Source organism: Aurantibacillus circumpalustris (assembly GCF_029625215.1).
Taxonomy (GTDB): Bacteria; Bacteroidota; Bacteroidia; order B-17B0; family Aurantibacillaceae; genus Aurantibacillus; species Aurantibacillus circumpalustris.
This window is the reverse complement of the sequence record NZ_CP121197.1, coordinates 1,527,022-1,540,078: the sequence shown is the minus strand read 5'-3', so window position 1 is coordinate 1,540,078 and position 13,057 is coordinate 1,527,022. Positions and strand designations below refer to the sequence as shown.

11 protein-coding genes are annotated in these 13,057 nt (G+C 34.7%); 7 read left to right on the top strand and 4 right to left on the bottom strand.

The features are described from left to right. Positions 1 to 52 precede the first annotated feature (52 nt). From rlmD to P2086_RS06445, 3 genes are all read left to right on the top strand, one after another. A complete protein-coding gene (rlmD, locus tag P2086_RS06455; protein WP_317899626.1) occupies positions 53 to 1,459 on the top strand; it encodes a 23S rRNA (uracil(1939)-C(5))-methyltransferase RlmD in 1,407 nt (468 codons plus the stop codon). A gap of 123 nt (positions 1,460 to 1,582) precedes the next feature. Then, on the top strand, positions 1,583 to 2,605 hold the full coding sequence (pheS, locus tag P2086_RS06450; RefSeq protein ID WP_317899625.1) for a phenylalanine--tRNA ligase subunit alpha: 1,023 nt from the start codon (positions 1,583 to 1,585) through the stop codon (positions 2,603 to 2,605). Between the two features lie 6 nt (positions 2,606 to 2,611). Next, positions 2,612 to 2,935, top strand: coding sequence for a hypothetical protein (locus tag P2086_RS06445; protein WP_317899624.1), 324 nt, complete (start codon positions 2,612 to 2,614; stop codon positions 2,933 to 2,935). A gap of 157 nt (positions 2,936 to 3,092) precedes the next feature. Here the strand turns inward: P2086_RS06445 and P2086_RS06440 are convergent, their stop codons facing one another. Next, positions 3,093 to 4,805, bottom strand: a complete 1,713-nt coding sequence (locus P2086_RS06440; protein WP_317899623.1) for an SWIM zinc finger family protein — start codon at positions 4,803 to 4,805, stop codon at positions 3,093 to 3,095. A 54-nt stretch (positions 4,806 to 4,859) separates the two neighbouring features. Here P2086_RS06440 and P2086_RS06435 point away from each other — a divergent pair, with 54 nt between their 5' ends. The 3 genes from P2086_RS06435 to P2086_RS06425 all read left to right on the top strand — a co-directional run bounded on the left by P2086_RS06435 (position 4,860) and on the right by P2086_RS06425 (position 6,621). Continuing rightward, positions 4,860 to 5,381 carry a GNAT family N-acetyltransferase gene (locus P2086_RS06435; protein WP_317899622.1) on the top strand — a complete coding sequence of 174 codons (522 nt, stop codon included), beginning with the start codon at positions 4,860 to 4,862 and terminating at the stop codon, positions 5,379 to 5,381. Next, positions 5,378 to 5,704, top strand: coding sequence for a DUF4406 domain-containing protein (locus tag P2086_RS06430; protein WP_317899621.1), 327 nt, complete (start codon positions 5,378 to 5,380; stop codon positions 5,702 to 5,704). The genes P2086_RS06435 and P2086_RS06430 overlap by 4 nt, the downstream gene beginning before the upstream one ends. A gap of 155 nt (positions 5,705 to 5,859) precedes the next feature. Next, positions 5,860 to 6,621 (top strand): T9SS type A sorting domain-containing protein, encoded by a 762-nt coding sequence (locus tag P2086_RS06425; protein ID WP_317899620.1) that lies wholly within the window; start codon positions 5,860 to 5,862, stop codon positions 6,619 to 6,621. 64 nt (positions 6,622 to 6,685) lie between these two features. Here the strand turns inward: P2086_RS06425 and queA are convergent, their stop codons facing one another. Then, positions 6,686 to 7,735 (bottom strand): tRNA preQ1(34) S-adenosylmethionine ribosyltransferase-isomerase QueA, encoded by a 1,050-nt coding sequence (gene queA, locus P2086_RS06420; RefSeq protein ID WP_317899619.1) that lies wholly within the window; start codon positions 7,733 to 7,735, stop codon positions 6,686 to 6,688. Between the two features lie 268 nt (positions 7,736 to 8,003). On the opposite strand from queA, the gene P2086_RS06415 reads away from it, so the two are divergent. After that, positions 8,004 to 9,701: a S41 family peptidase gene (locus P2086_RS06415; RefSeq protein ID WP_317899618.1), complete on the top strand. Its 1,698-nt coding sequence runs from the start codon at positions 8,004 to 8,006 to the stop codon at positions 9,699 to 9,701. Between the two features lie 59 nt (positions 9,702 to 9,760). Here the strand turns inward: P2086_RS06415 and P2086_RS06410 are convergent, their stop codons facing one another. Beyond that, positions 9,761 to 10,162, bottom strand: a complete 402-nt coding sequence (locus P2086_RS06410; RefSeq protein ID WP_317899617.1) for a hypothetical protein — start codon at positions 10,160 to 10,162, stop codon at positions 9,761 to 9,763. Positions 10,163 to 10,284: 122 nt separating this feature from the next. Next, entirely contained in the window at positions 10,285 to 12,930 is a 2,646-nt protein-coding gene (locus P2086_RS06405) for a DNA gyrase/topoisomerase IV subunit A (RefSeq protein ID WP_317899616.1), read from the bottom strand. Positions 12,931 to 13,057 lie beyond the last annotated feature (127 nt).

Sequence of the window (13,057 nt, the reverse complement as noted above, 5' to 3'; positions counted from 1 at the left end):
GGCTTGAAGGGGGATTTGCCGTTAATTTTTCACTACTTTTACGGGCTAATTTATGTCGAAAATTAAAAAGAATTTTGTTATAGAGAACCTTGAAGTGGTGGACATCAGCACTGAAGGAAAAGCCATTGCCAAAAACGATGGGTTGGTTGTTTTTATTGAAGGGGCAGTACCCGGAGATGTTGTAGATGTGATGGTGCATCGCAAAAAAAACAGCTTTGCTGAGGGCAAGGTTCACCAAATGATTAAACTTTCGGAACACCGCGTTAAGCCTATTTGTGAGCATTTTGGTACCTGTGGTGGATGCAAATGGCAAAATCTTTCTTACGCCACTCAATTGCAGTTTAAACAAAAATATGTGTTTGACGCGTTTACCCGCATAGGTAAACTTGATTTTCCAGCCCTTTTACCAATTTTAGGAAATGAAAAGGAATATTTTTACCGCAACAAACTTGAGTTTTCCTTTTCAAACAAAAAATGGTTAACAAAAGAGCAGATGGATTCTGAAGAAATCATCGAAAACAAAAATGCTCTTGGATTTCATATTCCAGGAATGTTTGACAAAATATTAGCCATTGATAAGTGTTACCTTCAAGAAGAACCTAGCAACAGTATTCGAAATAAAGTTAGAGATTACGCTCACAAACATAAACTCACTTTTTTCGACATTCGCAATAAATCAGGGTTGCTTAGAACCCTTATGATTCGTACAACCAGTACGGGCGAAATCATGGTAGTTGTATCGGTATTTGAATGGTTGGAAAAAGAACTCTTTGCTCTACTCGATTTTATGAAGACGGAGTTTCCACAAATTACCTGTTTACAATACACCCACAACGACAAAGGAAACGATACCTTCTTTGGACTGGATATTAAAACCTATTACGGTCGAGATCATATTCTCGAAGAAATGGAAGGTTTGAAATTTAAAATCAGTGCTAAATCATTTTATCAAACCAATTCAGAACAAGCTTATAATCTTTATAAAATCACGCGCGACTTTGCAGAATTAACAGGCTCTGAGCTTGTATATGATCTTTACACTGGTACAGGCACTATTGCAAATTTTGTAGCTAGAAATGCAAAAAAAGTTATTGGGATAGAATATGTGGAAGATGCCATTAAAGATGCGGTTGAAAATTCTAAATCCAATAACATCCATAATACCTTGTTTTTTGCAGGAAATATGAAAGATGTATTGAATGAAGATTTCGTTCAAACACATGGAAAACCCGATGTCATTATTTCTGATCCACCAAGAGCAGGCATGGATGTGGACGTGGTAAATGTTATTCTAAAAGCCTTACCAAAAAAAGTAGTTTATGTAAGTTGCAATCCTAGCACGCAAGCCAGAGATTTAGCATTGATGCAGGAGCACTATAAAATTATTAAAAGTCAGGCTGTAGATATGTTTCCGCAAACCGCACATGTTGAAAATGTGGTTTTGTTGGAGCGAATTTAGATCTTTTTCTTATTATTTTCACTCATTTTCGTTCCATTAAAGGTTATACTGGGGATACAACCTCACCGTTATTTACTTAAAAAAATCACTCAAATTTCGTATTTTTGACTCCTTATTATGGGAATGAACGAGAAAATAAACAATTTAATGCAAGAGGTGGAAACACTTGCTGTTCAAACAAAAGAACAAGTAGAAGAATACCGTATTAAATGGTTGAGTAAAAAAGGTGAGGTGAGTGCTTTATTCGAAGATTTTAAAAGTGCTCCTTCAGATATAAAAAAAGAATTGGGTCAAAAACTCAATGAACTAAAAATAAAAGCGCAGGATAAAATTAATCACCTCAAAGAAAAATTTGAATCCGCAGAAGGTGCAACTGCAAACGCAGCGGATTTGAGTTTACCAGGCTTTCCTACGTTACAAAACGGAAGTCGTCATCCGCTTACTTTGGTTAAAAAACAAATCATAGATATTTTTTCACGCATTGGTTTTACCGTAAGTGATGGAAAAGAAATTGAAGACGATTGGCATAATTTCTCCGCGTTAAATACGCCTGAAAATCATCCAGCACGTGACATGCAGGATACTTTTTATGTAAACGTAAATCCAGAAATGGTTTTGCGCACGCAAACTTCTAGTGTGCAAGTGCATATTATGGAATATCAAAAGCCTCCTATTCGCACCATTTCACCAGGACGCGTTTACCGCAACGAAGCAATTAGCGCGCGTGCCCATTGTCAATTTCACCAAGTTGAAGGTTTATACATTGATGAAAAAGTCTCTTTCGCCGATTTAAAGCAAACACTTTTATATTTCGCCAAAGAGATGTTTGGTAATGATACTAAAATTAGATTACGTCCGAGTTATTTCCCATTCACAGAACCCAGTGCTGAAATGGATATTAGTTGTACCATCTGCAAAGGCAAAGGTTGTAATGTGTGTAAATACACTGGCTGGGTAGAAATATTAGGTTGCGGTATGGTAGATCCACAAGTGCTTATTAATTGCAAAATCGATGAAAATAAATTTAAAGGTTTTGCATTTGGGATGGGAATTGAACGCATCGCTATGTTGAAATACGAGATTAAAGATCTGCGTTTGTTTTTTGAAAACGATGTACGCTTTCTAAAACAATTTACATCAGCCTAAATTTTTGTGAAAAATTCCGGACGCATTGACAGTTTAATTAGTATGCTAGAAAAAGAACCGGATGATCTTTTTCTTAATTATGCCTTAGGCTTAGAATACCTGAATGATCCTGCTAAAATGAGTGATGCTGAAAAACAGTTTAAGCAAGTTCTTCATTTAGATAAAAATTACATTGCCGCTTATTATCAACTGGGACAACTTCTTGGCTCCCTTAAAAGAATTGAAGAAGCTTTGGGATTTTACACTATTGGTCTTGAAAAAGCCAAAGAACAAAAAAACAACAAAGCAATCAATGAATTTGGCGAAGCAATTTTTATGCTTGAGGATTAATCCTGAATAGACAATTGGGAAAATCAATTGTCTACGATATAAGTGTTTGTTGGATTTCGTTTATTCCTTTTTTGAACGAAATCCATGTAAACACTAAATCGGGATTAACCGCACTTAGACAGCATCGCAAAAAACAACCTCTGCTGTCTAAGCGCGGTTAAAAGTTTTCATGTTCTTTAAGAAATGGGTACTCATACATTTCATTTATGTAGCGATAGAGATGCCCCGTTTTTCCGACTTGATCCAATAATTTTTTTATCAATTCAATTACTTGATCTTTCGGAAGCGTATCAAGAAACTTTTTTGCTTCGTTAAATACTTTTACCTGGTATGCGTAAATAGAATCTTGTCTAAGGGTCTCTGCAAGGTGCTTCATATAAATAGTCAAAAAACTTGCGCTATGATTCGATTCCTTTTTGAGTGCTATTTCATGGATAAGATTAAACTTATTGTTTTGTTTTGATAGTTCTCGCACAAGTTCATCTAATTTATTTGCTCGGAATAATAAAATAGAAACCTTATCGAAATGATAGCCTTTAGACCTACTTTTTATTTCTTCAATTAACTTTTCCAGTTTTTCCGCTCGTTCATTCTTGGGAATTAATTCCAAATATCGATCAAGCTCCTTTTCTAAAATAAACAAACGGTGTATAAAAGCTTCACGCAAATACTTTACTTCTATGCCCTTAAGATCATATTTCTGAGCATTTTCAAGCATGTAGTTCAAATAGTCGTTGTAATAACCTTTGTTTATGGTTCTTACATTTTCATAGTCGGACTCCAAGAGTGCGAGTGCCTTAATTGGATTGTTTTTACAAAATAAAAGTTCCGCTTTTGCGATAAGTAATTCAACCATGCCTCCCTCATAGTGCAATGGAAATGCGATCTTAAACAACTTCCATTCTACCAATGCTACCTCAAAACGTGCGATTAGAAGTTTATCAAAAGAATGAGAGTAAGGGGTTTTAAAAACACGTTTTTTCAATTGACTATTCAGTAAATGCAAATTCGACTCACTTTTAGTCATTGTAACATAACGAGGAATCAAAAACAGAAAAGCTTCGCTTTCAAGTTCCTTATTTGATTCAACTGAAGCTAAAGTAGTTTTAAACCAATCTTTTTTTTGTTCAGATGTTAACCCTTTTTTATAAATTATATCCAACTTATTAAGCGTGTCAGAATATAATTCAAAAAGAAACTTTTCGTCTCCTAAAAATCTTAAATTAAAAAGGGGCATAAGAGCCTTTATTTGCGCAAGATACAAATAGAAGAAGCTTTCTTTCTTTTTTATTTCCTTTTCAAATTGATTTTGTAGTTTAACTATTTCAGCATGCAACTTGTCGCTTGTTTTTTGATCTATTTTTTTTTTGGAAAAATAAGGTCGCAGTTGTTTTGTGAACCTAAAAGAATAAACATCTGAAAATCCAATTGTTTTCTTGTCAGTTAAAAAAGTTGCTATTTGTGTCACTGAAAGTTGATTTTTATTTTCCCGAATAAAAGCCTCGAGTTTCTCCGATTCAACCTTTCTTATATAGTTATAGTTAATTAATTGTTTCTGATTGCTTTCCTTCGTTTTACTTTTTTCAGTTTTATTTCTGACTTTAATTCCCAATGTTTCCTGTTGAAAATAAAATAGTGCAGCTGCCAAATGCTCACAGTACTTGGCTTCAGAACAAGAGCAATTGTAACTTAAAACCTTATCCCCTTTCTTTTTTATATAAAGATTTTCAGACTTTACTATAAAATGAAATTCAAAAACAGGTAACCTTTCAATAAATTCTAAATCTCCTTTTTCGAAAAGACGCAAGCCTTTCTTTAAAGTTCTTTCTTTAAAAAACTGCTCAAATTGTTTTATATCAAATGTTAGCACTTGTCTCAAAGTTAAGAAACTCTTGTATATTTGGTGTACAAATAGTATGTAAACATGAACACGATACTCGAAACTGAACGTATACGGCTTCGCCAATTTACAGAGGAAGATGCAGGATTTATTTTTAAGTTACTTAACACCGAAGGTTGGCTCAAATATATTGGGGACAGAAATATTAAAACCTTAGAAGATGCCAGACTTTATATTATGAACTCATTTATACTCCATTTTAAGAAATTTGGTTTTGGTCCCTATTTAGTAGAACTCAAAGAAACAAATACTCCCATTGGAATGAGCAGTTTAATTAAACGCGATCATTTCGACGATGTTGATTTGGGGTTCGCATTTTTACCAGAATATATTGGAAAAGCTTATGCCTTAGAGGCAAGTAAAGCTGTTATTAGTTATGCAAAAAATAAACTCGGAATTAAAAAGTTGGTCGCAATTACCAATCAAGATAATATAGCTTCCATAAACCTACTTCAAAAACTTGACTTCAAATCTGAAGGCATTATAAAAATGCCTGATGATGAAGAAGAGCTTTTATTTTTTTCAAACTTTCATAAAATAACATGATTATTGGAATCGCTGGTCCTTACTCTGCTCCGACAGCAGAACAAAGACAAAAAAATCTTGATGCTCTTAACAAAACTGCGGCATTATTACTTAAGGCTGGGCACGTTCCGCTTATTGGGGTAAATGCGACACTTCCTGTAATTGCCAAATCAGACTTACCCGTTAATTACTCTGGCATTATGGACATTTCGTTAGCTGTAATAAATGCTTGCGACGCTTTATTTTTAATTGCTGAAAGTCCTGGCGCCAATAAAGAACGCGATCTCATTCTCTCAAAAGGACTCCCAGTATATTATTCCCTAGACGAAATACCCAAACCTTAATATTGGTTCATTAGATTTGTTAAAAAGTCGTTTACCGCCTTTTATCTTACTTTATTATTTGTAACTTGGATATTAAATAACCCTGTTACCTTTTCTTTTGTTCCCAAAAAAACTCGGTTATTTTTTGTTGGATTATTAAACTATAATTTCTTAACATGAAACTGAAAAAAATTCTTTCGTTTTTAATTGTCTTTGCTATTACAAGTAATCTCTTTGCTTCAAAAGTTATTTCCATAAGCGATGATGATTGGCGAAATGCTTTGTCGTGGAATAATAACGCAGTTCCAGAAAACCCTGATACCATAGTAATAAGGCATTACATTACTTTTAGTGAGAACCTAACGCTGAAAGCGCCCACTGTTTTAATCATAGAAGATGGTGGTACTTTATGCGGTGATTATTTAATGACTGTTTTATGCGGAGCGAAAGTTCTTAATCATGGGCATTGGTATGTGAACGAACTAAAAATTAAAAGTAGCGGTAATTTTAACTACAATTATTTCTATTTTAAAACCAGTTGGGTTATTTCTGATTGCGAGACAGGGCAAAGCAGTGGTGAACCACCCTCTTTTTATAATTCGCCGCCTAAGGGGCATATTAATACATGGGCACCAACACTTTGTAAAACCGCAGAAACTAACTGGTTAAAAGAATCAACAGGCATTCCCACAAATGGAAACGCACAAGAGTTTTTTGTTTCCATCTCTCCAAACCCTTTAAATTCAGGCTATTTAAACGTCTGGGCAAAAGGGAGTTTTGAATTAAAGCTATTTGATACGCAAGGTGCGCTAATCTATTCTGAGGAAGGAACAGATCATTCTCTCGTTGATATGCGTGATTATGTTAATGGTTTTTATTTTGTTGCCATTGTTTACAAAAACAAAATGGTGTACCGTAAATTATTTGTTGAGCATTAATCTCAGACATAAAAAAATCCCTTCTCAATAGTGAGAAAGGATCTTTTAATGAATTTATAACTAATTAAATAATCAGCATCACATCTCCATAAGAATAGAAACGGTATTTTTCTTTAATAGCTTCTTTGTAAGCTTTTGTAATTAAATCGTATCCGCCAAATGCACTTACCATCATTAACAAGGTACTTTCCGGCATGTGAAAATTGGTAATCATGCAATTAGCAATGCTAAAGTCGTATGGAGGAAAAATAAATTTATTTGTCCAACCCACATAAGGATTTAAATGGCCTGTAGTAGAAACAGAGGTTTCAATGGCACGCATTACAGTTGTACCAACTGCACAAACACGTTTCTTTTTATCCTTTGCTGCATTTACAATTTTACAAGTATCGCTGGAAATTAAAACTTCTTCACTTTCTGTTTTATGTTTAGTAAGATCTTCTACCTCAACTGTTCTGAATGTTCCCAAACCAATATGTAATGTTAAAGGAGCAAACTGAACGCCCTTAATTTCTAAGCGCTTTAAAAGTTCACGGCTAAAGTGTAGTCCTGCTGTTGGAGCAGCAACTGCACCTTCGTTTTTAGCAAAAACTGTTTGGTAACGTTCTGTATCTTCAGGTTCTGCGGCACGCTTAATGTATTTAGGCAATGGTGTTTCGCCAAGATCATAGAGAATCTTTCTGAACTCTTCGTAACTTCCATCATACAAAAATCTCAATGTACGTCCACGTGAAGTTGTATTGTCAATTACCTCCGCAACCAAACTATCGTCTGGTCCAAAATATAACTTATTCCCAATACGGATTTTACGGGCAGGATCTACTAATACGTCCCACAAGCGGCTCTCTGCGTTCAACTCTCGCAATAAAAACACTTCAATTTTGGCTCCTGTTTTTTCTTTGTTACCATACATACGTGCCGGAAACACCTTTGTATCGTTCAACATTAACACATCCCCATCATCAAAATAATTGATAACGTCCTTAAATTTCTTATGGCTTATCTTCCCAGTCGCACGCTCAACAACCATCATACGTGCATCTTCACGGTTCTTTGCGGGATGCTCTGCCAAGAGTTCTTTTGGCAGATTAAATTTAAACATCGATAACTTCATACCTTCTTTATAATTTTTTTCAAGAAAATGAAAATTGATCTTTAATCAGATTTGAGTCTTTTGATTGGAATATCAGTATACGACTCTAAATACTGACTAAAAAATAAATGTCATAATCTTACGGGATTAATTCGGGGGGCAAAGCTAATAATTTTCATTAACTTTTCCATAAAAATTTCCATAAAAATGTGTAAATCTTCCTTTTTAGTCAAAACTGCCCTTATTATGCTTAATTTTAACGTTTTAGCGACCAAAATTGATTAAAAAGATGATTTTTACAAGTAAACTTAAAAAGGCTTTGGTAGCCTTTTGCCTCCTAATTGCCATTTTTTTCGGTGCAGCTTATACCCCCGACTACTTTGAAATAAGTAAAAACCTCGATATTTTTTATTCAGTGTATAAAGAACTGAATGTGGGTTACGTGGATGGTACAAAACCCGGACAACTAATGAAAACTGGCATAGATGCAATGCTGAATTCACTTGATCCCTATACCGTTTATTACACTGAAAATGACATTGAAGATTATCGATTTATGACTACCGGCGAATACGGAGGCATTGGAGCAACAGTGAATGATATTGATGGGAAAATTATTATAGCTGATCCTTATGAAGGATTTGCTGCTTATAAAGCAGGATTAAGAGCTGGTGATCAAATTGTGGGCATAAACAATATAAATGTTGAAGGTAAAAAAAGTGATGATATAGGCAGTCTTTTAAAAGGGCAAGCTGGAACACCTTTGAAATTAAAAGTTATCAAAGCGGGACAAAGCTCTGCAACAGAAGTAAGTCTCAATCGCGAAGAAATAAAAACTAAAGCAGTGCCTTATTCAGGAATGTTGCCTAATAACGAAACAGGCTATATAAAGTTGGTTTCATTTACAGAAAATTGCAGTGGTGAAGTTAAAGAGGCTCTTACTGCACTGAAGACAAAGGGTTGTAAGAATCTGATCCTTGACCTTCGGGGTAACTTAGGTGGGCTCTTAATTGAGGCTGTGAACATTGTAAACTTCTTTACCGAAAAAGGTTTTGAAGTCGTATTTACAAAAGGAAAAATTACAGAATGGGACAAAAGTTATCAGTCGGTTAACCCTCCTCTTGATTTACAAATACCGCTCGTTGTCTTGGTGGATGAAAGTTCAGCCTCGGCTTCCGAAATTGTTAGTGGCGCCTTGCAGGATTTAGATAGAGCAGTTATTGTCGGACAACGTACTTATGGAAAAGGGCTGGTGCAACAAACAAAAGATTTAGTGTATAATGCGAAAATAAAATTTACGGTTGCTAAATATTATATTCCGAGCGGGCGCTGTGTGCAGGCTTTAGATTACAGTCATAAAGATGAAGACGGGCGTGTTGAAAAAGTACCCGACAGCTTAATTACCGCTTTTAAAACTAAAGGCGGACGTGTTGTATACGACGGAGCAGGTGTAATGCCAGATGTTAAAGGTAAAGAAGAAAAGTTCGAAAATATTTTAATGGCTTTAGTTTCCAAATTTCACATTTTTAATTACGCAACTGTTTATTCGCTAAATCATAAGGAAATTGCGTCAGTTAAAGATTTTGAGCTGACAGAAGCTGAATATCAAGAGTTCTTAACTTATTTAAAAGGCAAGGATTATTCTTATAAAACCAAAAGTGAACTTGAGTTGGAAGAAATAAAAAAGAATACTGAAGAGGAACAAAAATTATCTGGTATTAAAACTGAGTTTGATGCTTTGATGAATAAAATAGCTACAAATAAAAAAGACGATCTAGTTCAACATAAAGCAACCATAAAAAAATATTTAGAAGAAGAAATCGTATCCCGCTATTATTTCCAAAAAGGACGTGTAGAATTTTCACTTAAAAAAGACGAAAATCTTAATGAAGCGTTAAAGCTAATTAACGACCCTTTTAAAGTAAAAAACATACTCACGGCAATAATTCCTCCAACTAAACCTTTTAACATAAAGAAGAAGTTTTAGAGCTATTAATATTTAGCGAGTCTGCTTTACTTAACTGCAACTTCCTTTTTATAAAACGATTACTCTATTTGACAAGTGGATTTTTTTGTTCCAGATTCAGAAACAGTAACAGTTGAACTCCCTGGAACAACTGTTGTATAACCATTACTATATGTCTCTTCTTGAGAAGTTGGACACACCTTTTCAATCTCACTTTCAGTTAACTGCTGATAGATTGTTTTTTGAGTATCCGAATACGTAAATGGAGTTACAACAGTAGTATCCTTTGCAGGGGTAATTTCAACTGGTGGTATTGGGATTGGAATTCCTAAATTTAATGTAAAAGAAACACCAGCACTTTGACTGTGGGTAGTTCTGTTACCACTTGTATTAATAGCACAGGTGCACGTTCTGTCTTCTTTTTTTTTGCATGAACCAATTGTCAAGCAAACAATGCTTAAAATAACTAAATGAAATTTCATGGGGAGGGGTTTAATTTATGTAAAAGTATAATTTTTTAATTCAAAAACAAATGGACATTTAGAATCCACGCAATACATAAAAATGAAAAACGCCTCTATCTAGAGGCGTTTTTATATGTTTTTTAAAATTCGAATGTTATCTGGCCGTCACCATCTAAAAAGTCTTTGGCGTTATCTTTATTGAGCTTCTCCATAGCCCGGCGATGTAATTCCATTGGCGACAAACCCGTTTTTTCATCATCAGGCTTTGCTAAGAACTTACGCGCTAACTTAATTTCTTCAGGTTCGCGCAAATTAATTTCCTTCACTTTGTAAGAACTTAATTTTTTTCCTTTAGCCTTCATGTTTACAGTCGGACTAAACTCAACCATATTTATGGTTTCATCTGGAATATCTGCCCCTTTTTCTTTCACAAATTTAACTTCGATCACTGGATTTATTTGTCCCGTGATCAATTCAATTCTCGATTGTTCGTTCTCTGTAATAATCAGTGTTTTGTTTGTTGTAGATTCAGGTTCAAAACGTTTCGTGAAATACGATTTGCTTTGTCCATCGTAATAGACACAGGTTAGCATTTGATGTGGGTAAAACTTCTCAATCATAATAATGTCATCATCAAAATGATTCAACACATCATAAGTGTACAAACGATAAAATCCTTTGCTTGTTACTGTGAGTATTTTTTCTTCACCCGTAAATTTTCCAACGTAACTTCCACGTTCATCTTTATTTAAACGGTGCGTACCTTCGTCAAACCAATAATCTTCTCCTTCTAAAGTAGAAGCACCTTTTTCTTTTAAGCTAACCTTATTTACGGTGTATTTGGTTACAATATTTCCAACAGAACCACGGGCTTTAATTTCCATTTCACCAAAATCAACCGGAATTTCCAGCTTACGTAACCCTGCAACAGCTCTTAAATGAACAACTACCTTTTCACTTTCTCCATTCGGATTTATTGTAAACCAATACACATTCGATCCAGGAGTTCCTTTGGTTAAATCGTATTCCTTATCTCTCGTAACACCCGTTACATTAAAACGCTTCATAAAGGTAATTCCTTTAGGACCGTCGCGATAAATCATATTGTAGGTAGTACGCTCATCGCCTTTTTTAAAAATAGCGACGTGAACAATATCTTTTCCAACAAAAACTTTGTCTGCAACTTTAAACACTTTCATTTTACCTTCCTTGGTAAAAGCAATGATATCGTCAATGTTAGAACAGTCCGTAATAAACTCATCCTTTTTCAAACTTGTTCCAATAAAACCTTCTGCGCGGTTCATGTAAAGCTTTTCATTGGCCATTATTACTTCAGTAGCAATAATTGTCTCCAATTGTTTGGTTTCTGTTTTACGTTCTCTTCCCGTTCCGTATTTCTTTTTAAGATTTTTGAAATACTCTACTGCATAATCTGTAAGGTTTGCGAGATGATTCTTAACCGTTTCAATTTTTGCATCCAACTCCTTCATCTGTTCTTCCGCTTTAATACTATCAAAACGGGTAATACGAATCATTGGAATTTGCGTTAAACGTTGAAGATCTTCATCAACAATATCACGTATTAATTTCTTTTTATGTGACTTAAATCGATCGTATAAATACTCGTATAATGTTTCTTTGTTAGAATATTTTTTAAAGTCGATGTACATTTCTTCTTTAATAAATATTTTTTCCAACGAAGCAAAGTGCCATTTTTCTTCCAGCTCTTTTTGCTCAATCTCTAACTCACGTTTTAATAATTCTAAGGTTTGATGTGTAGAGATTTTTAGAATCTCGCTTACGCCAACAAAACGTGGTTTCTCACTTTCAATAATACAAGCATTTGGAGAAATACCCATTTCACAGTTGGTGAAAGCGTATAAAGCATCAATCGTTTTATCAGTTGAGATACCAGGTTGCAAATGAATAAGTATTTCTACGTTTTCAGATGTATTGTCCTCAACTTTTTTAATTTTTATTTTTCCTTTGTCATTTGCGGCCAGTATCGAATCAATAAGTGATCCAGTAGTAGTACCAAAAGGAATTTCAGAAATAATTAAAGTTTTAGAATTTAACTCTTTTATACGTGCGCGAATTTTTATTTTCCCGCCACGCAATCCATCTTTGTAATCACTAAAGTCGGCAATTCCACCTGTAATAAAATCAGGATAAATGGTTGCTTTTTTACCGCGTAATATTTGAATGGACGCGTCAATTAATTCATTAAAATTATGTGGTAAAATTTTTGTTGCTAAACCAACAGCAATACCTTCTACGCCTTGAGCAAGCACCAATGGGAATTTTACAGGAAGCGTGATAGGTTCCTTATTCCTACCATCGTAACTCATTCCCCAATTCGTTGTTTTAGGATTGAAGATGACTTCCTGACCAAATTTGGATAAACGCGCCTCAATATAACGTGGTGCCGCAGCACTATCTCCTGTTAAAATATTTCCCCAGTTTCCCTGACAATCAATTAACAAATCTTTTTGTCCAATAGCAACAAGCGCATCGCCAATACTGGCGTCACCGTGCGGGTGGTACTTCATGGTGTTCCCAATAAGATTAGCCACTTTATTATAGCGACCATCTTCTAGTTCCCACATACTATGTAAAATACGGCGCTGAACGGGTTTTAGTCCGTCTTCCATAGCCGGTACAGCGCGTTCAAGGATCACATAAGAGGCATAATCAATGAACCAGTTTTTAAACATGCCACTTACATGGGTAATGTTATCCACCTCGTTATGATTCTCCTGATCTGCTCCTTCAAAAATATCGCTCATAGTCCGTTTAAAAATTTAAAATGCAAATATAAGATTCGAAAAACAAAAATTAAGGGTGTAAACGGAGTATTAAGTCGAAAATTGAAGGGAAATATCCACAAAACGGTCTTAAAAAGGGTTAAAGTTG

Excerpts from the sequence above, each read along its gene's own strand:
- rlmD (WP_317899626.1), top strand. The coding sequence starts at position 53 with ATGTCGAAAATTAAAAAGAATTTTGTTATAGAGAACCTTGAAGTGGTG.
- pheS (WP_317899625.1), top strand. The coding sequence starts at position 1,583 with ATGAACGAGAAAATAAACAATTTAATGCAAGAGGTGGAAACACTTGCT.
- P2086_RS06435 (WP_317899622.1), top strand. The coding sequence starts at position 4,860 with ATGAACACGATACTCGAAACTGAACGTATACGGCTTCGCCAATTTACA.
- P2086_RS06430 (WP_317899621.1), top strand. The coding sequence starts at position 5,378 with ATGATTATTGGAATCGCTGGTCCTTACTCTGCTCCGACAGCAGAACAA.
- P2086_RS06425 (WP_317899620.1), top strand. The coding sequence starts at position 5,860 with ATGAAACTGAAAAAAATTCTTTCGTTTTTAATTGTCTTTGCTATTACA.
- queA (WP_317899619.1), bottom strand. The coding sequence starts at position 7,735 with ATGAAGTTATCGATGTTTAAATTTAATCTGCCAAAAGAACTCTTGGCA.
- P2086_RS06415 (WP_317899618.1), top strand. The coding sequence starts at position 8,004 with ATGATTTTTACAAGTAAACTTAAAAAGGCTTTGGTAGCCTTTTGCCTC.
- P2086_RS06410 (WP_317899617.1), bottom strand. The coding sequence starts at position 10,162 with ATGAAATTTCATTTAGTTATTTTAAGCATTGTTTGCTTGACAATTGGT.
- P2086_RS06405 (WP_317899616.1), bottom strand. The coding sequence starts at position 12,930 with ATGAGCGATATTTTTGAAGGAGCAGATCAGGAGAATCATAACGAGGTG.